We start from the raw sequence: 20,944 nt of genomic DNA on the forward strand, positions 1-20,944 counted from the left end.
ACCGCGCCGACTGCGCAAGCAGAACATCAAACTCACTATTTCGCACCCCACCATTTCACCGCACTTCCACCCAAGCTGGGCAGTGGTCGGAATGCACCACGTCGGGCAACAGACCCGCGCCGGTCAGGCGGGGTTGCAGGGCGCCATCTGCCAGCCAGTGGTCAAGGCGCCAGCCTACGTTGCGCTGGCGCGAGCCGGCCCGGTAGCTCCACCAGGAGTAGTGGCCCACGGCTTCGCCGTGGTGGTGCCGGAAGGTATCCACATACCCGTCGGCCAGGAAGTCCTTGAACCACTGCCGCTCCTCGGGCGTGTAGCCGGGGCTGTTCTGGTTGGCCTTGGGGTTGTGCAGGTCGATGGCCGTCTGGCAGCAGTTGAAGTCGCCGCCAATGAGCAGCGGCGGCACCTGTTCAGCGCGCAATCCTTCCACATACTTTCGGAAGAAGTGCAGCCACTCCACCTTAAAGGCCTGCCGCTCCGGCCCGCTGGTGCCCGAGGGCATGTATGTGTTCAGCACCGACACATTGCTGAAATCCAGCCGTAGCACGCGGCCTTCGTCGTCGTAGCAGCTTTGGCCGCAGCCGTGCACCACGGCAGTTGGCTCAATTTTCGTGAACGTGGCCACGCCGCTGTAGCCGGGCTTCTGAGCCGGGTGCAGGTAGGCGCGGTAGCCCAACGCTTCAAAGCCCGAGACGTCCATGGGCTCGCGGCCGGCCTTTATTTCCTGCAGGCACAGCACGTCGGGCGCGGCATCGGCTACCCAGTCCAGTAAGCCCTTGCTCAGGGCCGAGCGCAGGCCGTTGACGTTGTAAGAAATAACTTTCATGGGTTGGTTATTCTAAAAAAGAACGTCATGCTGAGCTTGTCGAAGCATCTCTACCGCGCTACTAATTAAGTTTAGTATTGCAGTAAAGATGCTTCGACAAGCGCAGCATGACTGCCTAATTGCCTCACAGACTATCGCCGGGGTCCAGCATGAAATACTCCAGCACATGCCACTTGAGCATGCGCTCCTGCTCCTTCAGGTTGGCGAAGGGCACGGGGCGCAGCAGCTTGTAGTGGGGCCAGCCGTCTTCGTCCACGCGCTCCAGCTCGTAGTGGCCGCTGAGGCTGAAGAGCCGACAGGTGGCGATGTGCATTAGGTCCTGCTTTTGCTCTTTGGTGAACGTGGTGATGCCCTGGTTCAGCTCCTGGATGCCGATGAGCAGCAGCAGGGCGTTCAGGTCGGGCCGCTTGCCGAAGCGGGCCTCCATTTCGTGCATCAGGGTTTCCCAACGCGCCTCAAAATCGGCTTCGGCTTCGGGGTGTTCGGCGGGGTTCAGGTCCTCGCTCATGCGGCGTGCTCGGCGTGGGGTGGTGCGGGCGTCACGGCCTCCGTTTTCAGGATTTCCCAGTACTCCACCGCGCGGCGGAAGTGCGGAATCACGATGCTGCCGCCGATGATGTTGGCAATGGCGAATACCTCGTAAATCTCCTCATCGGTCAGCTTCTCCTCGAAGCACTTGCCAAGGTGGTATTTGATGCAGTCGTCGCAGCGCAGCACCATGGAGCAGGCCAGGCCGAGCATTTCCTTGGTTTTGACGTCGATGGCGCCGGGCGCGTACGTGTTGGTGTCGAGGTTGAAAAACCGCTTGATGACCTTGTTGTCGGCCGCCATGATGGTTTCGTTCATCCGCTGGCGGTACTCGTTGAATTCGGTTACTTGGGACATTATGGGTTGGTATGAATTAGAGAGAACGTCATGCAGAGCGCAGCGAAGCATCTTATCAAGCTAGCACGACTCGTTCAACGGTGAGAAGATGCTTCGCTGCGCTCTGCATGACAGCCGATTGAGTTACTACCCCAAGCAAGATGCTTCGCAGGGGCTGCATGACGACCTAGTGTGGCAAGCTGTACATTGCTCCTTCAAAATTACTTCCCAAAACTTCGCCCTTCCTTTCTACCATGCTGCATTCCTTCTGGGGCGATTTTGTCGGGCTCATTTTCCCGCGCCTCTGCCTGGCTTGCCGTGAGCCCCTGGTGTCCGGCGAAAACCATCTCTGTACCGGCTGCCGGGCCGAATTGCCCTACACCGACTTCCACCTGCTGCCCCCGGAGCAAAATCCGATTGGGCGGCGGTTCTGGGGCAAGCTGCCAGTGCGCCATGCGTTGAGCTACCTACGTTTCGTGCGCCACGGCCGGGTCCAAAGCCTGCTGCACGAGCTCAAGTACCAAGGCCAGCGCGACGTGGGCACCGCCTTGGGCCAGCTCTACGGTGCCGAGTTGCATGATGCGGGCCTCGCGGCCGATTTTGACCTCATCGTGCCCGTGCCGCTGCACCCGCGCAAGCTGGCCAAGCGCGGCTATAACCAAGCCGCGGCGTTTGCCAGCGGCCTCTCGGAGGGTCTGCAACTGCCCTGGAGCGCCACGGCCCTGCGCCGCACCACCCACACCAGCACCCAGACCCGAAAGAACCGGGACGAGCGCTGGGAAAACGTAGCCACCGTATTCGAGGTCGAAAGCCCGTTGGCTATCGTGGGGCAGCGTGTCCTTGTCGTCGACGATGTGCTGACCACCGGGGCCACGCTCGAAGCTTGCGGTGCGGCGCTCCTGGCGGCCGGTGCCGCCGAGGTCAGCATCGCCACCATTGCCTACGCCGACCGGTAGCCGCATCGAAACACAGTAACTAAAAGCCACAAAAAAAGGGCCGTTCCTGATTCAGGAACGGCCTTTTCAAAATTGAGCTAGTCGAATTACTTGTTCGAGCCGGCGTTAATCATTGCGCAACGGAAACCGATGGTTGCCGTGGCCGAATCCTCGGCCATGAAGCGACGGGTGCCGGGCGAGAGCCAGTAGGCTACATCGCGCCACGAACCGCCTTTGTAGACACGCACGTGGTCGTCAATCAGCGACTGGTAGCCTTTCTTGTCGTACTTGTCGGCGGGGTCAGCCACGCCGTTGCGACGGAAGGGGTTCAAGTCTTCTACGTCCTGGTACGAGAGGGGGCGGTACACGTCCTGCACCCACTCGTTCACGTTGCCGGCCATGTTGTAGAGGCCGTAGTCGTTGGGCGGGTACGAGTAGATGTACTCGGTAATCATGGCGCCGTCGTTCAGGCTGCCGGCGATGCCGGCGTAGTCGCCACGGCCCCGCTTGAAGTTAGCCAGGAACTGGCCCATCTTCTTGCCGTAGGCATTGCGGGTGGTTTTGCCATCCCAGGGGTAAATGCGCTTCTCCTCCTGGTTTTCGTTGCCGGTTTCCTGGGTGCCGATGAGGGCCTGAGCGGCGTATTCCCACTCGGCCTCGGTGGGGAGGCGGTAGTTGGGCAGTACGTTGCCTTTCTCAATGGATACGTTGTTGGTGCTGGCCGTAGCGCCGGCGGTGCCTTCAGCACCTTCGGCTGCTTTGTCCTTCTTGCGGCTGAACAAACCGCCCTTTTTCTTGGCGGGCTTGCCGTCGTCGCCCTCGCCAGCCAGGCGCTGGTTTACCTGGGCCGTGCGCCAGGTGCAATAATCGTCGGCCTGCAGCCAGCTCACGCCCACCACGGGGAAGTAGCGGAAGCCGGGGTAACGCAGGTAGTAGGTTACGTAGGGGTCGTTGAACGACAGGTCCCGGGCCCACACGGTGGTGTCGGGCAGGGCCGAACGATAAAACTCTTCCGCGGAGTCGGTGCGGATGAAGTGCAAATATTCAAGCCAGTGAATGTTGGCCACCTCGGCTTCGTCCATGTAGAACGAGGCGATGGTCACCGTGCGCTCGATGTTGTCGTGCGTCATGGTCACATCTTCCGACTGCGAGCCCAGCACCGTACGACCGCCTTCGATGAAAATCAGGCCCGGACCTTCGGGGATTTTCTTGAAGTTGGCCACCGCCATTCCCTTCTCGGTGTTGTATTCAATACCCGTAGTAGAGGAATATTTACCTGGCTTTGAGGCAGTGGGCGGCCCACCTTTGCCACAGCTGGCTAAGGTCACAAGGCCCACTACGGCCAAGCGTAGATAATTGGTTAATTTCATAACAAAGTTAAAATGGGTATGAGGGAGGAAGGTTTAGCAAGGGCAATTAGGACACAATAGTACAAAAAATTAGAATGCGGGGCAAGGGGCTATCGGGTAAACGCGTCTTTTTAGGCGACGATGCGCGTTTTCTAGTCGGTCAAACGCCCGCAAGGCCACTGTTATTTCGTGGGCGCCGCCCAAATCGGCGCTCAGCCGGCTCAGCCCCACGTCGTAGCTGTAGCCCACGCGCAGCTCTCCCGCTTGGATACCTGCGACAATGGCGAGGACGTGCTGAGTACCAACGCTGCCAGGTGAAAAAATATTGCGGTACACCGCCCCCAGCGTCACGGGCGAAGCCGTGAGGTACACGCCGGTTTCGGTGCGCTGTGACCCGCCCTGCCGGCTGTAGGCGGCTACAGGCGTGTAGCTCACTTCGCGCACTGCTACGCCGGTAGCTGGCTTGACGATAAAGAATTTATAACCGCCCGAAACGCTGAGCAAGATGGGGAGTTGGCTTTGCTTCTGGAATCCCAGGTTGGGCTGGTTGAGGTGCTGGCCGGCCAGGCTGAGCCAGCCCTGCTCCGTGTAAAGCACAGCTCCGGTACCCAGGCTCAGGTAGTTGACGGGGAAAAAATTCAACGCTTCGGCCGTAGGCCCTACTACCGTGCCATCTTCCGTAATCTGGTCGCCGAACACGAAATTATCATATCCGACGCGCTGGCGGCCGTAACTGGCCCGCACCCCGCCGCTGAGGGCTAGGTGCTCGTTGAGCCGGGTGTGGTAGGCGTAGAGCCCACCGATTTCCAGGCGGGTGTAGCCCACCGAACCGGTGCGGTCCTGGTTGATGAGCAGGCCCAGGGCGTGGTGCTGGCCGGGCGTGTCGAGGCGCCAATCGGCCCCGGCCTGGGCACTCACAAAGGAGCCGGCCAGCGTGGGGAACTGATTGCGGTAGCTCAGCGTGACGCTGTAATCGTCGACTAAGCCCGTGAACGCCGGATTGGTGTGCAGGCGCGTGGCAAACGACTGCGAGAAAAAAACGTCTTGTCCACGCACGCCCCCCGCGGCGCCGAGCAGCACCGCGGCCGCAAGGCCGAGGCGCATTCTCAGGAGCAACGGGAGGCAAAACGCTGGCATAGTGAGCGGCATAACGCGGCCGAAGCGCGGATTGGTACGGCCGGGCACGCGAATGTACGGCCACATACAACGAGGCTAAGACAAACAGTTCCTTGGGTTTCCAGCACCTTCGGGCGCCGGCCGCGGTTCATAAGCGGGCCATAGTTGTGAGGATTGGCGCAATACCGGAACCGTAGCCGCCTGCGGCCTCCGGGCGCCGGGGCAGCGTAATATTGCATATATGCCATAATCTGTACCGTGCTGCCCGCGTTTACTCGGGCTGAACTCCCAGGGCATTGGTTTTGGGAGAATGGTTTTTGGCCTGATTTTGACCGGGATGCTAGACAAACGCGGCTGCCCGGTCGGTTTACTTTGTTTCGATTATCTTATTACCCCCTGCTATGCGGAAGATTCTGATAGGTATTGCTGTGTTTCTGGTGGTGCTGGTGGCCGCGGCGGCCCTGGCGCCGGTGCTCTTTAAGGGCAAGCTGCGGGCGCTGGCCGACAAGCAAATTGCCCAGCGCGTGCGGGCCAACGTGCAGTACGACCCCGCCAACATTGACGTGACCCTGCTCCATTCGTTCCCGGACATGACGGTGAACATCCGCGACCTGCGGGTAATTGGGCTGGATTCGTTCAGCCGCGACACCCTCGCCTACCTGCCCAACCTGCGCGTGGGCCTCGACGTGATGAGCGTGGTGCGCGGCGGCCAAGTCGACATCAAATCCATTGAAATGGACCGGCCGGACCTGAGCTTGCGCCGGCTGAAAAGCGGCCTGGCCAACTGGGATGTCATTATTTCGGATTCGGCCGCCGCAGCCAAGGGCCAGGATACCAGCCAGGTGCACTTGGCCATCAAAGGCTGGGACCTGACCGACGGGCGCCTGCGCTACGAAGACCTCAGCCTGCCCTTCTCCATGCAGGCCCGGGGCGTGAACCACAGCGGCAGCGGCGATTTTGCGAGCAACGTGTTCGACATGAAGTCGCAGACCACGGCCACCGACCTCGACATGACCTACAACGGCGTGGCCTACGTAACCGACAAGCAGCTCAACGCCGACGTGACGATGAACATGGACTTGAACAAAAACCTTTACACGTTCAAGGACAACAAAATCAAGCTCAACGACTTCCCGTTCAGCTTTGCCGGCGCCATTGGCCTGCCCAACGACAAGGACATTACCTATGACCTGACCTTCAAGGCGCTGGAAACGGATTTCAAAACCCTGCTGAGTCTGGTGCCGGGCGCGTACACCGACAAGTTCAAAAACATCGAAACCAGCGGCAAGGTGGCCTTTGACGGCTACTACAAGGGCACCCAAAACGACCTGCACATGCCCGGCTACGGCGTGAGCCTGGCCGTAACCAACGGGCAGTTCAAGTACCCCGACTTGCCCCAGGCTGCCCGCAACATCAACCTGAAAATGCAGGTCGACAACCCCTCGGGCTTCACCAACAACGTGAAGGTGAACGTGCCGCAGTTCCACCTGGACCTAGGACCCAACCCCGTGGATGGCAACGTGACCATCGACGGGCTGGCGCCGATGCGGGTAGACGGCCGCGTTAAGGCCAACGTGAACCTGGCCGAAGCCATGAAAGTGTACCCGGTGAAGGACCTAGCCATGCGCGGGCAGCTGTATATAGACGGCACGGCCCGGGGCATTTATTCCAAAAACCAGATGCCAGTGGTGAACGCGACCATCCGGCTCACCAATGGCTTTGTGAAATCGGCCAAGTTCCCGGCCCCGATTGAGAACATCAACCTGAGCGGAACGGTGGTGAATACCACAGGCCAGGTCAACGACACGCAAATCAACCTGCCGCAGTTTAAGATGGTACTGGAGGGCGAGCCGCTGGAAGGCCGCCTCACGGCCCACAACATCGACAAGCCGGTGTTTGACACCAACGTGCGCGGCACGGTGGACCTAACCAAAATCACCAAGATTTTCCCGCTGCAGGGCATGACCGTGACCGGCCGCGTGGCCGGCAACATCGCCGCCAAAGGCAACATGGCCGACGTGGAAGCCGGCCGTTACCAGAACGTGGTGGCCAGCGGCACGGTGCGCGCCAACAACGTAACCTACAAGAGCAAGGACCTGCCCCAAGGTGTAAAAATCAGCAGCGGCACGGCCACCTTCAATAACAACCAGATTGCGCTGCAAAGCGTGAACGGTATGGCCGGCAGTTCCGACTTTACCGCCTCCGGCACAATCAGCAACTACCTGGGCTACCTCTTTACGCCGGGCCAGCCCCTGCGCGGCAACCTGACGGTGAACTCGCGCAACTTCAACGTGAACGAGTGGATGGTGGACGAGGTATCGGCCAAGCCCGTGGCCACCGGCGGCCGGCCCCCGGCCAAGGCCCAGGGCGTGCTGCAGATTCCCAAATACTTTGACCTGGTGCTGAACAGCCACGTCGACAACGTGACCTACGACAACCTGAAGCTGACCAACGCCCAGGGCGCCGTGACGGTGCGCGACCAGACGGCCACGCTCAAAAACATGACCTTCAACTCGCTGGGCGCCACCTTTGGCACCACCGGCAGCTACAGCAGCAGGAACCTAGCCCACCCCAAGTTCGACTTTGGGCTGAAAATCAACGACCTCAACATTCAGAATGCCTTCTCGGCGTTTACCACGCTCAAGAAGCTGGTGCCGCTGGCCGGGCAGGTAGAGGGCGTGTTTGGCACCAATTTCAGCGTGAGCGGCGAGATGGGCGCCGACATGCTGCCCAACCTCGCGACGCTGACCGGCAAGGGCGTGGTGGACGTGGTGAAGGCGGCCATCAACCAGTCGGAGGTGATGAGCAAGATTGCGAGCCTAACCACCCTGCCGGAGCTGAAGACCCTGGTGGTGGTGAATAAGGAAATCCAGGCCAATATCGTGAACGGAAACCTCGTGGTGCAGCCCTTCGAGCTGACCGTGGGCGACGTGAAGATGACCTTCGGCGGCTCCAACAGCCTGGCCGGCGCCTTGGCCTACGTCACGGCCCTGAACGTACCCACCGGCCGCCTGGGCTCGGCCCTCAATAGCAAGCTCACGCAGCTTACCGGCGTGAAAAACATTCAGGGCACCGAGCGCGTGACCCTGGGCCTGAACATTGGCGGCACCGTGGCCAGCCCGGTGGTGAAGCTCACCAGCGGCAGCGTGAAAGACCAGGGCAAGGCCATTGTGGCCAATGTGGTGAAAACCAAGCTCACCGACGCCCTCATCGGCCTCACCCAGAAGAAGCAGGCCCAGCAGGACAGCACCAAGCGCACCGATGCCGCTGCCGACCAGACGGCCGAGGAAAAGGCCCGCCTTGCCACCGAGAAAGCCAAGCTCGAAGCCCAGGCCCGCCTGCGCAACCAGGTGGGGCAGGGCCTGAACACGCTGTTTGGCAAGCCCAAATCCAAGCCAAAGCCCGTGGAGCCGCAGCCCGAGGAAACGGCGCCGGCCGACACCGCCAAAAAAGGAAAGTAGGATACGGCGATATAAGCTTGGCAGTATTTTTGGTAGAGGCGACGGCCCGGCAACTCAACCGTTGGCCGGACCGTTTCACGACCAGCTTATCCCACTCATCCATTCTCACATGAACGTTACCCGTTTATTCCCCTTGGCGTGCGCGGCCGCCCTCACCCTCGCTGGCTGCTCCAAAGACACCGAGAACGCCGATTCGGCTCAACTCGAAGTTCGCATGACGGACGCCCCCGGCGACTTTCACCGCGTGGTGCTCGACGTGCGGCAGATTGAAGTGCACCTCAAGGACGAAAAAGAGGCCGATGGCTGGAAGACGCTGGGCTTTACGCCCCAGGCCATCGACATCCTGAACTATGTAAACGGGAAGTCGGCGCTGCTGGTGAAGGAAGACTTCGCCCCCGGCGACATCAAGGAAATTCGCCTGATTCTGGGCCCTGACAGCTACGTCATCGGCCGCGACGAGCAACGCTACGACCTCAAAACCCCCAGCGGCCAGACCTCGGGCGTGAAGCTGAAGCTGGACAAAACCAGCCTGCGCCAGCGCGAAACTTTCCAGCTGCTGCTTGATTTCGACGTGGCCAAGTCCATTGTGGAGCGCGGCAACTGGAAGCCCGGCAACGACAAAAAAGAGCGCTACCTGCTCAAGCCTGTTATTCGGGTAGTGGCCCAGGACCTGCGCGGCGGCCTGCGTGGCACCGTGACGCCCGCGGCGGCCCTGCCCCAGGTGTTGGCCATTCGCAGCACCATCCTCGGCCCCGATACGGTGAGCACCTCGGCTGATGCTTCCGGCGCTTACCAGCTGGGCGCGCTGCCCTCCGGCACGTACCGCGTGGAGTTCTTCCCGAGCACCACGGCCCCTGCCGGCCAGAATGCGTACCGCAACGTGGTGCGCACCGGCATCGTGGTTACCAACGACCAGGTGACGGAGCTGAGCACGACGTCGCTCAACTAAGCGGCGCGCTCAGCTCAACAAGCACAACGCAAAAGCCCCAACCGCGTGTGAGGTTGGGGCTTTTTTGTGGCTCAATGCAGTTGGATTTGAACAGCTTACAGGCGTTGCAGCAGCGCCAGCAGCTCGCGCTGGGTGCTTAGCGTGCGGTCCTTGGCGTACCAGCCGTGCAACTGCGTCACAAAATCTTCGTGGGATACCTGTTCTTGTTTCAAGCGCACGAACAGTTCATGGGCCGGTTCTGGGCGGGGGCCCCAGGTGGCGGCTTCGGTCAGCTTGTCCGCGTGGAGCACCACCAGCTTCGGGATGGAGCGGCTGCCGTTGGTGAGGTAGCGGTCTATCAGGTCGAGGTTTTCGTCGCGCAGCACGTAGCGCGTGGTCAGCTTGCCGCCGCTGGCTTGGGCCACGGCTTCGAGCACGGGTACAATCTGAGCGGCGTCGCCGCACCAGCCCTCTGTGATGACCACCCACTCATAGGGCCGGGCCAGCTGCTCGAGGACAGCCTGCAGCTCGGGCAACAGCTGAATGGTTTTGTCCAGGCGCTGCATGCGCTGCATGTTCAGGCGGGCATATTGGGTCAGTTCTTCGGTTTGGGTGGTGCCAGTGGTCCGGTTTTGGGCCATCAGCTCGTCGATGAGTTGGCGGTAAGAGGCGTAAGAATAGGCGCCGTTTAGTACCCCGGCATCAACGACTGGCACGGAAGAAATTGGTTCAGACATAAAATGAAATAAGAAGAAATAAGCAATGCGGTGATAACATCCATTAAAAAACCCTCCCGGACCCGGAAGGGTTTTTTAATGTCTGAAATAGTGGTTGGACTACAGGCTGGGCACAGCCTTTTGGGCCGCGGCCGACAGCTCGCGGCAGTAAGTAATAAAGTCGGAATTGACGGGCTCAAAGCCGTGGTCGCGCAGGCGGGTGGCCACCTGGGCGCGGTGGTAGCTGGCGTGCACCACGGCGTGGGTCAGGATGTCGTGCACCAGGCTCTCGTAGCTGTCGCCGAGCGAGTTGGTGTAGGAAATAAGGCGCTGCAGCTCGGTTTCGTCGGCGTTCACCATCAGCTGGTGCAGGGGCTCGGAGGTGCGTTCGTGCAGGGCCTGGCAGCCGGCCAGGTCGTGCTCCTGCCACACCTTCACGGGGCTGGTGGTGCCGGTGATGCGCGAAATCCAGATGGCCTGGGCATTGAGCACGTGGCTGAACAGGCGCAGCACCACCGGCGGCAGCTCCTGGCCGGTGGCCGCAATTTCGTCGAGGCGGTTGAGCACGGTGGTATTGGCCCACACGTTGAAAGCACCGAGTTTTTCTAGAGTATTCATAGTGATAATTATGAGTTTAGAGTCATGAATTATGAGTTAAGAAGTATGAACTGGTATGGTATAAAGACAACTCATAATTCATGACTCAAAACTCATAATTCCCTTATCGGGGGTCTTGCCAGACCAGCTTTTCGTTGGTTTTGTTTTTATCAAAATCAGGGCATTTGCCGTCGCCTTTGCCCGTAATGCCGCCGTCGGGCTGGCAAATCAGCTTGCCCTTGGTGTCGAAGACGTTGGAATATTGGTCGCAGCACGGGGCCGAGATGTAGTACACCGTCTGCCCGCCGTAGGTGTAGCGCAGGATGCGCGTGATGGGGTTACGCTTGCGCTCGGCCAGCACCGTCGCGATGCGCTGCTTGAGCCACTGCGGGCGCGCCGTGGTGTCGGATTCGAGCACGCGCGCTGGTACGGGGTCCACGGTATTGGCGCTGGTGGGAGCCGGCGTAGCCGGGCCACTCACCTGGCCGGTGCTGGGCGGCGTGGTGGGGTTGGTCACGCTCACCTGCTTGGGGGCGCAGGCCGTGGCAAGCAGCAGGGGAACAACAAATGAAAGCAGGCGCATGGATACCAGGTAAGTAAGGGAAAAGACCACTGTGAAATGGCGGGCCGGTTATGGGTACGCCCGCCGCAGGCAATGGTTCAGGTTAAGCTCGGCATTAGAACTTAAAAATCTTCGGCCCAAACACCAGCGACCCCACGATTACGGCCCCCAGCGCCGCAATGAGCACGGCGCCGGCGGCCACGTCCTTGGCCTTGCCCGCCAGCGGGTGGTAGTCGGGCGAAGTTAAATCCGTGAGGGCTTCGATGGCTGTGTTTACCAGCTCGGCCGCCCACACGCCCGCGATGGCCAGCGTAACCAGGGCCCATTCCAGCCGCGTGAGGGCGTAGTAAAAACCCAGCCCAATCACCACCACGGTAGCCAGGGCATGAAACTGCAGGTGCACCTCGGAGCGCAGCGCCGCCCACACGCCCCGGAAGGCATGCCCGAAGCTGGCCACGCGCCGGCGCCAGAGCTTATCCGGTGGCCGCAGCCGTTCGGAAGCAGGGGGTGCGGGCTCAGCCACGGGCTTCAAATTCCTGAAAAACTGACAGGCGCAGCTCGGACCACTCCGGCTTGATGATGCTGAAAATGACCGTGTCGCGCCGGATGCCGCCTTGCGTGATGCGGTGGCTGCGCAAAGTGCCTTCTTCGGTAGCGCCCATGCGGGCCATGGCCTCGCGCGACTTGCTGTTGCGCGAGTCGGTTTCCAGCTCCACCCGCTCGCAGCCCAGCTGGCCGAAGGCGTGGCTGAGCAGCAGGTGCTTGGCGCCCCGGTTCAGGCCGGTGCGCTGGTACTCGCGGCCCACCCAGGTGTAGCCGATGCTGATGCGCTGGTCGGCCTCGCTCACGTTATAGTAGCTGGTGCTGCCGGCCAGCGCGCCGGTGCGCCGGTCCACGATGGCGAAAGGGTAGCGCAGGCCTTGCTCGCGGGCTTCCAGGGCCTGGCGCACGTAGGCGGCCAGGCTCACGGCATCGTCGCCGCGGGTGAGGGTGTAGCGCCACAGCTCTTCATCGAAGGCCACGGCTTTGAGGGCTTCGAAATCGCCAATTTCCAGCGGCCGCAAGCGCACGCGGTTATTTTCGAGAACGATGGGAGCAGAGAAATCCATGGCCGCAAAGATGCTGGGAAAAAAGAAAAGCCGCCCGTTGCAGACCATTTTACTAATAAAAACGTCATGCTGAGCGGAGCCGAAGCATCTCGCGTGTGGCAGTAAACCAATCGTAAGGATTAGTAACTGCACGCGAGATGCTTCGGCTCCGCTCAGCATGACGTTCTATTGACTACAATGACATGCCAGTGAAGCAGGGTGAGCTTACATGCCCACCATTTCTTCAGGCTTCAGCCACTCGTCGAACTCGGCTTCGGTCACGTAGCCCAATTTCATGGCGGTTTCCTTCAAAGTTGAGCCGTTTTTGTGGGCGGTCTGTGCGATTTCGGCGGCTTTGTAGTAGCCGATGTGCGGGTTGAGGGCCGTCACGAGCATCAGGCTGCTATCGACGTGCTTTTTGATGTTGGCCTTGATGGGCTCGATGCCCACGGCGCACTTGTCGGTGAAGCTCACACACACGTCGCCGATGAGGCGGGCCGAGTGCAGGAAGTTGTAAATCATCATCGGCTTGAACACGTTCAGCTCAAAATGGCCCATCGAGCCGCCGACGGTGATGGCCACGTCGTTGCCCATTACCTGGGCCGCTACCATGGTCATGGCTTCGCACTGCGTGGGGTTCACCTTGCCGGGCATGATGCTCGAGCCGGGCTCGTTGTCCGGGATGTCGATTTCGCCGATGCCGGCGCGCGGGCCCGAGCTGAGCATGCGGATGTCGTTGGCAATTTTCATCAAACTCACCGCCACCGTCTTGAGGGCGCCGTGGGCTTCCACGATGGCGTCGTGCGCGGCCAGGGCCTCAAACTTGTTTTCGGCCGTGACGAAAGGCAGGCCGGTGAGGTCGGCAATGTGCTTGGCCACGTTCACCGAGTAGTTGGGCGGGGTGTTGATGCCCGTGCCCACGGCCGTGCCGCCCAGCGCCAGCTCGCTCAGGTGGGCCAGCGTGTTCTTGATGGCGCGCAGGCCGTGGTCGAGCTGCGAGACGTAGCCCGAAAACTCCTGGCCCAGGGTGAGCGGCGTGGCGTCCATGAAGTGGGTGCGGCCGATTTTGACGATGGGCATGAAATCTTCCGACTTCTTTTTCAGCGCGTTGCGCAGCTTCTCGATGCCGGGGATGGTGGTCTCCGTCAGGATTTTGTAGGCCGCGATGTGCATGGCCGTCGGGAAGGTGTCGTTGGAGCTCTGGCTCTTGTTTACGTCGTCGTTGGGCGCCAGCACCTTCTTTTCATCGGCGAGCTGGCCGCCCTGCAGCACGTGGCCGCGGTAGGCAATCACCTCGTTCACGTTCATGTTGCTCTGCGTGCCGGAGCCCGTTTGCCACACCACCAGCGGGAAGGAGTCGGCGAGCTGGCCGGCCAGGATTTCGTCGCACACCTTGCCAATCAGCTCGGCTTTTTCGGCAGGCAGCACGCCGGCGTCGCGGTTGGTGAGGGCGGCGGCTTTTTTCAGGTACGCAAAGGCGGCGATAATTTCCTTAGGCATCTTGTTGATGTCCTGGGCAATGGGGAAATTCTCGATGGAGCGCTGCGTTTGGGCGCCCCAGTACGCGGTGGCAGGCACCTGCACGGTGCCCATGGTGTCCTTTTCGGTGCGGAAATCCATGCGGGGGATGATAAGTTGATGTAGAAGCGTAGGGATGAGCTGATATAGCCGAAGCCGTGCGCAAAAGTACACCGCGCCGCACGGCAGCTTTTACCCTAACCAAAATAGCTGTCACCGGGCTTGCTGCGTACAGTAGAAAAAACCGCGCAGGATGCGCCGCCCGCCGCGGCTTTATTCCTTCCGCCTACCCTCACTCCCCTACCCTTTTAACCCATGAGTTCCATTAAACAAGTCATTGAAATCCTGGCGTCCTCCGAGAAAAGCTTTGAAGATGCACTGCAGCGCGCCGTGGAGCAGCTGAGCTCCACGGTGCCCAATATTTCTTCTATCTACATCAAAGACCAGAGCTGCAAAGTGCGCGACAACCGCATTGTGGAATACCGCATCACGGCCAAGGTCAGCTTTGGCTCGCCTACCGAGCCGCTGGACCTCACCGACATCGACCGCACCCTGGAAGAAGCCCCCATTCCGGCCGGCAACGGCGCCCCCGATTACAGCCACGTCCACCTGAAAACCGAGCCCGAGCTGCCCCGCGAAGTGGAGCCCGGCGGCAGCGCCACGGAGCCCGCCAGCGGCGGCGGCTACAGCGGCTAGAGTAACCAGTATGCGCGCCTGGGGAGCCTCACCCCCAGCCCCTCTCCAACAGAGAGCGGAGCCACGGCACAAGCTTTAGCTCAATTCCTAAAAACCGAAAAGCCCCAGTTCAAGATTGAGCTGGGGATTTTTCATTATGTATCGTCAGGCTCCCCTCTCTGTTGGAGAGGGGCTGGGGGTGAGGTTCTGCCGGAGGTGAGGTTCCCGTTCTGAGCGGAATCAAACTTGCCGGAACCCTCTGATTAGCGCTACCTTTCGCGGACTTCACGGGCGCTTGGGCGGAATGGCCTGGCCCCATTATTCTGCAAAGAACATGATGCTGAAACGCTACGCTCTTTTGCTGGCCGGCGGGCTGCTCGCCAGCTACCCGGCCTCGGCCCAAACCGCTCCTGCCGAGCCCAAGCCGCTGCTGGGGTTTGATGCCGGCACCGCCGCCACCGAGTACCAGCTCGAAACCAAGTTCGACGCCCAGCTCAAGGCCGACAACCTGCGCGACTGGATGAAGCGCCTCGCCGCCCACCCCCACCACGTGGGCTCGCCCTATGACAAGGACAACGCCGAATTCATGGCCGGCCTGTTCAAGTCCTGGGGCTACGATACGCGCATCGACGTGTCGTACGTGCTGTTTCCCACGCCCAAGCTGCGGGCGCTGGAGCTGGTGGCGCCCACCAAATACACGGCCAGCCTCACCGAGAAGCCGCTGGCCGAAGACGCCACCTCGGGCCAGGCCAGCGAGCAGCTGCCCATCTACAATGCCTTCTCGAAAGACGGCGACGTGACGGCCGAGCTGGTGTTCGTGAACTACGGCGTGCCCAAGGATTACGACGAGCTGGAGCGCCGCGGCATCAGCGTGAAGGGTAAAATCGTCATCGCCAAATACGGCGGCTCCTGGCGCGGCATCAAGCCTAAAGTAGCCGCCGAGAAAGGTGCCATCGGCTGCCTGATTTATTCCGACCCCAAAGACGACGGCTACGGGCAAGGCGACGTGTACCCCAAAGGCGCCTTCAAGCCCGAAACCGGCGCCCAGCGCGGCTCGGTGCTCGACATGCCCACCTACCCCGGCGACCCACTCACGCCCGGCTACGGCTCCACCAAAAACGCCAAGCGCCTCGACTACAAAAAGGCTCCCACGCTCACGCAAATTCCGGTATTGCCCATTTCCTACGGTGATGCCCAGCCGCTGCTCGCCGCCCTGGCTGGGCCCATGGCGCCCGACGTCTGGCGCGGTGCGCTGCCCATCCCCTACCACCTCGGGCCCGGGCCGGCCAAGGTGCACCTGCAGCTGGCCTTCAACTGGAAAACTGAGCCGGTCTACAACGTCATTGCCACCCTCAAAGGCAGCCAGTACCCCGACCAGTGGGTGATGCGCGGCAACCACCACGACGCCTGGGTGAACGGCGCCAGCGACCCACTCAGCGGCATGGTGGCCGAGCTGGCCGAAGCCCAGGCCGTGAGTGAGCTTTACAAAACCGGCTGGCGCCCCAAGCGCACGCTCATGTACTGCGCCTGGGACGGCGAGGAACCCGGCCTGCTGGGCTCCACCGAATGGGCCGAGACCAACGCCAAGCAGCTGCAAAAGAACGTGGTGGCCTACCTGAACACCGACAACAGCGAGCGCGGCTTTCTGTACGCGGCCGGCTCGCACACCTTGGAGAAGTTCTTCAACCAGGTGGGCCGCGACGTGATGGACCCCGAGAAAAACATGTCCATCAATGAGCGCCGCCGGGCCCTGGATTTGGTAAGCGGCAGCCCCGAAGCCCAGAAGGACGCCCGCGACCGCGCCGACCTGCGCATTGCCGCCCTGGGTGCCGGCTCCGACTACTCGCCCTACATCCAGCACCTGGGCATTCCGTCGATGAACGTGGGCTTTGGCGGCGTGGGCGAAGGCGGCGAGTACCACTCCATCTACGACTCCTTCGACCACTTCACCCGCTTCAAGGACCCCAATTTTGCCTACGGCATTGTGCTGGCCCAAACCATGGGCCGCGCCGCCCTGCGCCTGGCCAACGCCGACGTGCTGCCCTTCGAGTTCCAGAACTTCTCCAACACCGTTGCCAAGTACGGCACCGAGGTGAAGCAGCTGGCCGACAACATGCGCACCGAAACCGACAAGCAAGCCAAGCTCCTGGCCGAGAAGCGCTACGAAGCCGTGGCCGACCCCACCGAAACCCTGCTCCCGCCCAAGGCCCACGAGGCGGTGCCTTACCTGAACTTCGCCCCGCTCGACAACGCCCTGGTGAAGCTGGAGCAAAGCGCCCAGGCCTACGCCCAGGCCCGCAAAGCCAACACCGCCCTCTCCAACGACCGCAAAAAGGAGCTCGACCAGCTGCTCTACCAGGCTGAGCAGCAGCTCCTGAGCGCCGAGGGCCTCCCCCGCCGCCCCTGGTACCGGCACCAGATATACGCCCCCGGCTTCTACACCGGCTACGGCGTGAAAACGCTGCCCGGCATCCGCGAAGCGGTGGAAGAACGAAAGTGGGCCGAGGCCGACGAGCAGATTAAGCGCACCGCGGCGGCCGTGGAGCGGTTTTCGGCTCAAGTGAGCCGGGCCGCAGCCGTGTCCAGCCCACCCCCAGCTCAATAACCTGGGTTGAGCGGGATTATTTAACCTTCTTTGGCTTGCCGATGAAATTGCTTGCTTCTTTTCGCCGGGCCACGGCCTTTCTGCTGCCTGCCGGGCTGGGCGTGGCGCTTGCGCTGGCCGGGCAGCCCGCGGCCGCTCAGCAATCGGAAGCCAAGCTGCAAGCCAAAGCGCGCGCCATTCACGAGCGGGCCTTTGTCGTGGATTCGCACGAGGACACGCCCAGCGAGAGCCTCGTCAAGCCGGGGTTCGACCTGGCGAAAGACCACGCGGCCAATGAAGGAAGCCAGGTAGACCTGCCCAAAATGAAGCGCGGTGGGCTGGACGCCGCGTTTTGGGTAGTGTACGTGGGGCAGGGCCCGCGCACACCAGCCGGGTACGCCGCAGTGCGGCAGGATGCCCAGGCCCAATTCGATGCCATCGCAGCCACCATCCGGAAGCATCCTACGGAGCTGGCCCTGGCCACCACGCCCGCCGAGGCGCAGCGCGTGCGCAAAGCGGGCCAGCGGGCGGTTTTTATCGGCATCGAAAACGGCTACACCATCGGTCAGAACCTGGGGCTGCTCCAGACCTACTACAACCAGGGCGCCCGCTACCTAACGCTGTGCCACTCGTCTAATAACGACCTCTGCGACTCCTCCACGGACCCTACCGGGCCCGAGTACCAAGGGCTGAGCCAACTGGGGCGGCAGGCGGTGCAGGAAATGAACCGGCTCGGTATCATGGTCGACGTGTCGCACACGTCGGATTCTACTTTCTACGACGTGCTGCGGCTTTCCCGTGTGCCGGTCATCGCCTCGCACTCGGCCAGCCGCGTCCTGGGCGACATGCCCCGCAACCTGACCGACGACATGGTCCGGGCGCTGGCCCGCCAGGGCGGCGTGGTTCAGCTCAATTTGTTCAGCCCCTACGTGAAAACCGAAGCCAAATCGCCGGAACGCCTGGCGGCCGAGCAGGCCCTTTTTGCCAAGTACCACATCAAGACTTCGCTGAACATGCACGCCCTGCCGCCCGCCGAAAAGCAGGCTGCCCTGGCCGAATACGCGCAGCTGCAGCAGCAGTACCCCGTGCCGCTGGCCACCGTGCAGGACGCCGCCAATCAACTCGACCACCTCGTGCAGGTCGCCGGCATCGACCACGTGGGCATCGGTTCCGACTTCGACGGTGGCACCATCCTCACCGGCCTGGCCAACGTGGGCGACTTTCCCAATCTGACCCTGGAGCTGGTACGCCGGGGCTACTCCGCCCGTGACCTCAACAAAATCTGGGGCGGCAACCTGTTTCGCGTGATGCGCGCCGTGGAACGCGGGAAAGGCAAGCTCTAGCTTCGCAACGGTAAATGGCACCGCCGCAAACGCAGCCACCTCTGCCTTTTTCGCTCAACTCCCCTCCTCTCCTACTTCACGATATAGCTTTTCGCTGCCTGCCTTCGCTCAAGCCAGGCTCGCTGCAAAAACCGCTGATTTCCTTGTCTTCATCACTGCTCACGCGCTATTCTGACTTTTACTTAACGACCCTTTTTCTTGATGAAAACCATACTCCTTGGCCTGCTAGGCTGCCTGGCCGTCGGCTCGGCCGGTGCCCAGCAAGGCCCCGAGCCGATGAAAGTGACCGACCTGCTCAAAATCAAGCAGATTGGCAACATTACCCTCACCCGCGACGGGCGCAGAGCCGCCTTCACCGTGCTCGGCATTGAGCCGGACGAAAAGAACAAAGCCGACTACAAAAACGTGAGCCAGCTCTACTCCCTCGGCACCGAGGCGGGCGCCACGCCGCGGCAGCTCACTTCCTTGAAAGAAGGCGCCACGCAGCCCGCCTGGAGCCCCGACGGGCGCCAGCTGGCCTTCGTGCGGCCCGTCGACGACAAGCCCCAGGTGTTTGTGATGCCTACCGACGGTGGCGAGGCCCGGCAACTCACCCGCTACAAGCACGGCGCCAGTGCCCCCAAATGGTCACCCGATGGACGGCAGGTGCTGTTTTCGTCGGCCATTCCGCTGCGCGAGCTGCTGAAAGATTCGCTGCTGAACGCGGCCAAAACCCTGCCGCGCTGGCCCTTCGAAAAGCCCGGCTTCGATAAAAACGACCAGCTGGCCGCCAGTTCGGCCAAGCCCAACGCCGACGGCAGCCTGGCCGAAATCCGGGCCTACCTCGACAAGAACGAAACCGACAAAAAGGCCAAGGTCCTCACCAAACTCAATTTCCAGGACGAGCGCGAGGTGTCGGCCGAGCAAAGCTTTTCGCAGTTTTTCCTCATTGATGCCGTGGCGCCTGAGGCCAAGCCGGTGGCCGTCACCAGCGGCTTCTACCGCTTCAACCAGGCCGAATTCACCCCCGACGGCCAGCACCTGCTGCTCTCGGCCGATATCGACTCGCTGCAGCACCCCGACCGCTCGCTGGAAAACGAAATCTACCTGGCCGACCGCGCCGGGCGCCACCCGCGCCTGCTGCTGGGCAAGGAGAACATGGCCTACGCCAACCCCACGGTATCGCCCTCGGGCAAGTGGCTGGCGTTTCAGATGTCGCCCACTATGGGCGTCGATGTGCCCGTGCTGGCCGTGATGCCGCTCAACGGCACCGAAAAGGATATTATTACCATTCCCTTCGACCGCAGCAAGGGCAATCTGGCGTGGAGCGACGACGATAAATACGTCTACTTCACGGCCCAGAGCAATGGCGGCGCCCCCCTCTACCGGGCCAATGTGAAGACCCGCAAAGTGGAAAAGCTCTCGGCCGCCGACACCGGCATTCTGAGCTACGCCATCGCCAAAAACAAGCTGGTGTACGCCCAAACCGGCGTGCTCAACCCCTCAGAATTGTTTGTGGGCGATGCCGGCCTCAAGAAGGTGCAGCACGCCGGCAGCTTCAACGACTGGGTGAAAACCAAGCGGCTCTCGCTGCCTGAAAAGCACAGCTTTGTAAACGACAAAGGCCTTACGGTGGAATACTGGGTGATGAAGCCCACCGCCTACCAGGCCGGCCGCAAGTACCCGGTGGTGCTCGAAATCCACGGCGGGCCCACGGCCATGTGGGGCCCGGGCGAGGCCAGCATGTGGCACGAGTTCCAGTACTTCGCCGCGCAGGGCTACGGCGTGGTGTACAGCAACCCACGCGGCTCGGGCGGCTACGGCCAGGACTTCCTGCGCGCCAACATCAACGACTGGGGCACGGGCCCGAGCAGCGACGTGCTCACCGCCCTCGACAAAACCGTGGCCGAAGGCTGGGCCGACCCCGCCAAACTCACCGTGACCGGCGGCTCCTACGCGGGCTACCTCGTGGCCTGGATTATCAGCCACGACCAGCGCTTCAAAGCCGCCTGCTCGCAGCGCGGCGTGTACGACCTGGCCACCTTCTTCGGCGAAGGCAACGCCTGGCGGCTGGTGCCCAACTACTTCGGCGGCTACCCCTGGGAGCCGGCCGTGAAGGCTGTACTCACCCGCGAGTCGCCCATCAGCTACGTCGACAAAATCACCACGCCCTACATCCTGTTTCACGGCGAAAACGACCGTCGTACCGGCTTCGTGCAGGGCGAAATGATGTACCGCAGCCTCAAGGTGCTGGGCCGCCCCGTGGAGTACGTGCGCCACCCCGGCGGCACCCACGAGCTCACGCGCTCCGGCGACAACCGCCAGCGCATCGACCAGATGCTGCGCACCTTCGAGTTTTTCGAACGCTACCTCAACACCAAAAGCCTGCCCAATTAGGGCCCAATC

At 61.7% G+C, this 20,944-nt stretch carries 18 protein-coding genes; 7 read left to right on the forward strand and 11 right to left on the reverse strand.

From position 1 onward, the window contains the following. Positions 1–55 precede the first annotated feature (55 nt). The 3 genes from AUC43_RS04680 to AUC43_RS04690 form a co-directional block, all read right to left on the reverse strand. Positions 56–823 (reverse strand): exodeoxyribonuclease III, encoded by a 768-nt coding sequence (locus AUC43_RS04680; RefSeq protein WP_068190491.1) that lies wholly within the window; start codon positions 821–823, stop codon positions 56–58. 124 nt (positions 824–947) lie between these two features. Further along, positions 948–1,331: a hypothetical protein gene (locus AUC43_RS04685; protein ID WP_068190493.1), complete on the reverse strand. Its 384-nt coding sequence runs from the start codon at positions 1,329–1,331 to the stop codon at positions 948–950. After that, entirely contained in the window at positions 1,328–1,708 is a 381-nt protein-coding gene (locus tag AUC43_RS04690; RefSeq protein ID WP_068190504.1) for a carboxymuconolactone decarboxylase family protein, read from the reverse strand. Before AUC43_RS04690 ends, AUC43_RS04685 begins: the two co-directional genes overlap by 4 nt. Positions 1,709–1,941: 233 nt before the next feature. Here AUC43_RS04690 and AUC43_RS04695 point away from each other — a divergent pair, with 233 nt between their 5' ends. Further along, positions 1,942–2,643, forward strand: a complete 702-nt coding sequence (locus tag AUC43_RS04695; protein WP_068190506.1) for a ComF family protein — start codon at positions 1,942–1,944, stop codon at positions 2,641–2,643. Between the two features lie 86 nt (positions 2,644–2,729). Here AUC43_RS04695 and AUC43_RS04700 read toward each other — a convergent pair whose 3' ends face one another. Further along, entirely contained in the window at positions 2,730–3,992 is a 1,263-nt protein-coding gene (locus tag AUC43_RS04700; protein ID WP_068190508.1) for an SUMF1/EgtB/PvdO family nonheme iron enzyme, read from the reverse strand. A 69-nt stretch (positions 3,993–4,061) separates the two neighbouring features. Then, complete coding sequence (locus AUC43_RS04705; protein WP_157780928.1) at positions 4,062–5,075, reverse strand: PorP/SprF family type IX secretion system membrane protein; 1,014 nt, start codon at positions 5,073–5,075, stop codon at positions 4,062–4,064. Positions 5,076–5,488: 413 nt separating this feature from the next. On the opposite strand from AUC43_RS04705, the gene AUC43_RS04710 reads away from it, so the two are divergent. Then, on the forward strand, positions 5,489–8,548 hold the full coding sequence (locus AUC43_RS04710; protein ID WP_068190512.1) for an AsmA family protein: 3,060 nt from the start codon (positions 5,489–5,491) through the stop codon (positions 8,546–8,548). Positions 8,549–8,657: 109 nt separating this feature from the next. Next, positions 8,658–9,497: a DUF4382 domain-containing protein gene (locus AUC43_RS04715; RefSeq protein ID WP_082684908.1), complete on the forward strand. Its 840-nt coding sequence runs from the start codon at positions 8,658–8,660 to the stop codon at positions 9,495–9,497. A 95-nt stretch (positions 9,498–9,592) separates the two neighbouring features. Here the strand turns inward: AUC43_RS04715 and AUC43_RS04720 are convergent, their stop codons facing one another. The 6 genes from AUC43_RS04720 to fumC form a co-directional block, all read right to left on the reverse strand. Continuing rightward, the gene (locus AUC43_RS04720; RefSeq protein WP_068190522.1) at positions 9,593–10,213 is read right to left on the reverse strand and encodes a thioredoxin family protein; all 621 of its coding nucleotides are present in this window, start codon (positions 10,211–10,213) and stop codon (positions 9,593–9,595) included. Positions 10,214–10,312: 99 nt separating this feature from the next. Next, a complete protein-coding gene (locus AUC43_RS04725) occupies positions 10,313–10,810 on the reverse strand; it encodes a DinB family protein (RefSeq protein ID WP_071885819.1) in 498 nt (165 codons plus the stop codon). 103 nt (positions 10,811–10,913) lie between these two features. Continuing rightward, positions 10,914–11,372, reverse strand: a complete 459-nt coding sequence (locus AUC43_RS21430) for a DUF6970 domain-containing protein (protein ID WP_233254110.1) — start codon at positions 11,370–11,372, stop codon at positions 10,914–10,916. Positions 11,373–11,466: 94 nt separating this feature from the next. Continuing rightward, entirely contained in the window at positions 11,467–11,874 is a 408-nt protein-coding gene (locus tag AUC43_RS04735) for a diacylglycerol kinase family protein (RefSeq protein WP_233254111.1), read from the reverse strand. After that, the gene (locus tag AUC43_RS04740; protein ID WP_068198240.1) at positions 11,867–12,460 is read right to left on the reverse strand and encodes a GNAT family N-acetyltransferase; all 594 of its coding nucleotides are present in this window, start codon (positions 12,458–12,460) and stop codon (positions 11,867–11,869) included. The genes AUC43_RS04735 and AUC43_RS04740 overlap by 8 nt, the downstream gene beginning before the upstream one ends. Before the next feature lie 204 nt (positions 12,461–12,664). Then, positions 12,665–14,059, reverse strand: a complete 1,395-nt coding sequence (fumC, locus tag AUC43_RS04745; protein ID WP_068190525.1) for a class II fumarate hydratase — start codon at positions 14,057–14,059, stop codon at positions 12,665–12,667. A 213-nt stretch (positions 14,060–14,272) separates the two neighbouring features. Here fumC and AUC43_RS19975 point away from each other — a divergent pair, with 213 nt between their 5' ends. From AUC43_RS19975 to AUC43_RS04765, 4 genes are all read left to right on the forward strand, one after another. Beyond that, entirely contained in the window at positions 14,273–14,653 is a 381-nt protein-coding gene (locus tag AUC43_RS19975) for a dodecin family protein (protein WP_071885820.1), read from the forward strand. Between the two features lie 313 nt (positions 14,654–14,966). After that, the gene (locus tag AUC43_RS04755) at positions 14,967–17,237 is read left to right on the forward strand and encodes a transferrin receptor-like dimerization domain-containing protein (protein ID WP_068198243.1); all 2,271 of its coding nucleotides are present in this window, start codon (positions 14,967–14,969) and stop codon (positions 17,235–17,237) included. Between the two features lie 41 nt (positions 17,238–17,278). After that, on the forward strand, positions 17,279–18,559 hold the full coding sequence (locus AUC43_RS04760) for a dipeptidase (protein WP_082684909.1): 1,281 nt from the start codon (positions 17,279–17,281) through the stop codon (positions 18,557–18,559). Positions 18,560–18,760: 201 nt separating this feature from the next. Next, the gene (locus AUC43_RS04765; protein ID WP_068190527.1) at positions 18,761–20,935 is read left to right on the forward strand and encodes a S9 family peptidase; all 2,175 of its coding nucleotides are present in this window, start codon (positions 18,761–18,763) and stop codon (positions 20,933–20,935) included. The last annotated feature ends 9 nt before the right edge of the window (positions 20,936–20,944 follow it).

The sequence above is a fragment of the Hymenobacter sedentarius genome (genome assembly GCF_001507645.1).
Taxonomy (GTDB): Bacteria; Bacteroidota; Bacteroidia; order Cytophagales; family Hymenobacteraceae; genus Hymenobacter; species Hymenobacter sedentarius.

Coding starts and splice junctions, on each gene's coding strand:
- AUC43_RS21430 (WP_233254110.1), bottom strand. CDS start 11,372: ATGCGCCTGCTTTCATTTGTTGTTCCCCTGCTGCTTGCCACGGCCTGC.
- AUC43_RS04700 (WP_068190508.1), bottom strand. CDS start 3,992: ATGAAATTAACCAATTATCTACGCTTGGCCGTAGTGGGCCTTGTGACC.
- AUC43_RS04755 (WP_068198243.1), top strand. CDS start 14,967: ATGATGCTGAAACGCTACGCTCTTTTGCTGGCCGGCGGGCTGCTCGCC.
- AUC43_RS19975 (WP_071885820.1), top strand. CDS start 14,273: ATGAGTTCCATTAAACAAGTCATTGAAATCCTGGCGTCCTCCGAGAAA.
- fumC (WP_068190525.1), bottom strand. CDS start 14,059: ATGGATTTCCGCACCGAAAAGGACACCATGGGCACCGTGCAGGTGCCT.
- AUC43_RS04710 (WP_068190512.1), top strand. CDS start 5,489: ATGCGGAAGATTCTGATAGGTATTGCTGTGTTTCTGGTGGTGCTGGTG.
- AUC43_RS04705 (WP_157780928.1), bottom strand. CDS start 5,075: ATGCGCCTCGGCCTTGCGGCCGCGGTGCTGCTCGGCGCCGCGGGGGGC.
- AUC43_RS04765 (WP_068190527.1), top strand. CDS start 18,761: ATGAAAACCATACTCCTTGGCCTGCTAGGCTGCCTGGCCGTCGGCTCG.
- AUC43_RS04715 (WP_082684908.1), top strand. CDS start 8,658: ATGAACGTTACCCGTTTATTCCCCTTGGCGTGCGCGGCCGCCCTCACC.
- AUC43_RS04720 (WP_068190522.1), bottom strand. CDS start 10,213: ATGTCTGAACCAATTTCTTCCGTGCCAGTCGTTGATGCCGGGGTACTA.
- AUC43_RS04690 (WP_068190504.1), bottom strand. CDS start 1,708: ATGTCCCAAGTAACCGAATTCAACGAGTACCGCCAGCGGATGAACGAA.
- AUC43_RS04760 (WP_082684909.1), top strand. CDS start 17,279: ATGAAATTGCTTGCTTCTTTTCGCCGGGCCACGGCCTTTCTGCTGCCT.
- AUC43_RS04695 (WP_068190506.1), top strand. CDS start 1,942: ATGCTGCATTCCTTCTGGGGCGATTTTGTCGGGCTCATTTTCCCGCGC.
- AUC43_RS04685 (WP_068190493.1), bottom strand. CDS start 1,331: ATGAGCGAGGACCTGAACCCCGCCGAACACCCCGAAGCCGAAGCCGAT.
- AUC43_RS04740 (WP_068198240.1), bottom strand. CDS start 12,460: ATGGATTTCTCTGCTCCCATCGTTCTCGAAAATAACCGCGTGCGCTTG.
- AUC43_RS04680 (WP_068190491.1), bottom strand. CDS start 823: ATGAAAGTTATTTCTTACAACGTCAACGGCCTGCGCTCGGCCCTGAGC.
- AUC43_RS04725 (WP_071885819.1), bottom strand. CDS start 10,810: ATGAATACTCTAGAAAAACTCGGTGCTTTCAACGTGTGGGCCAATACC.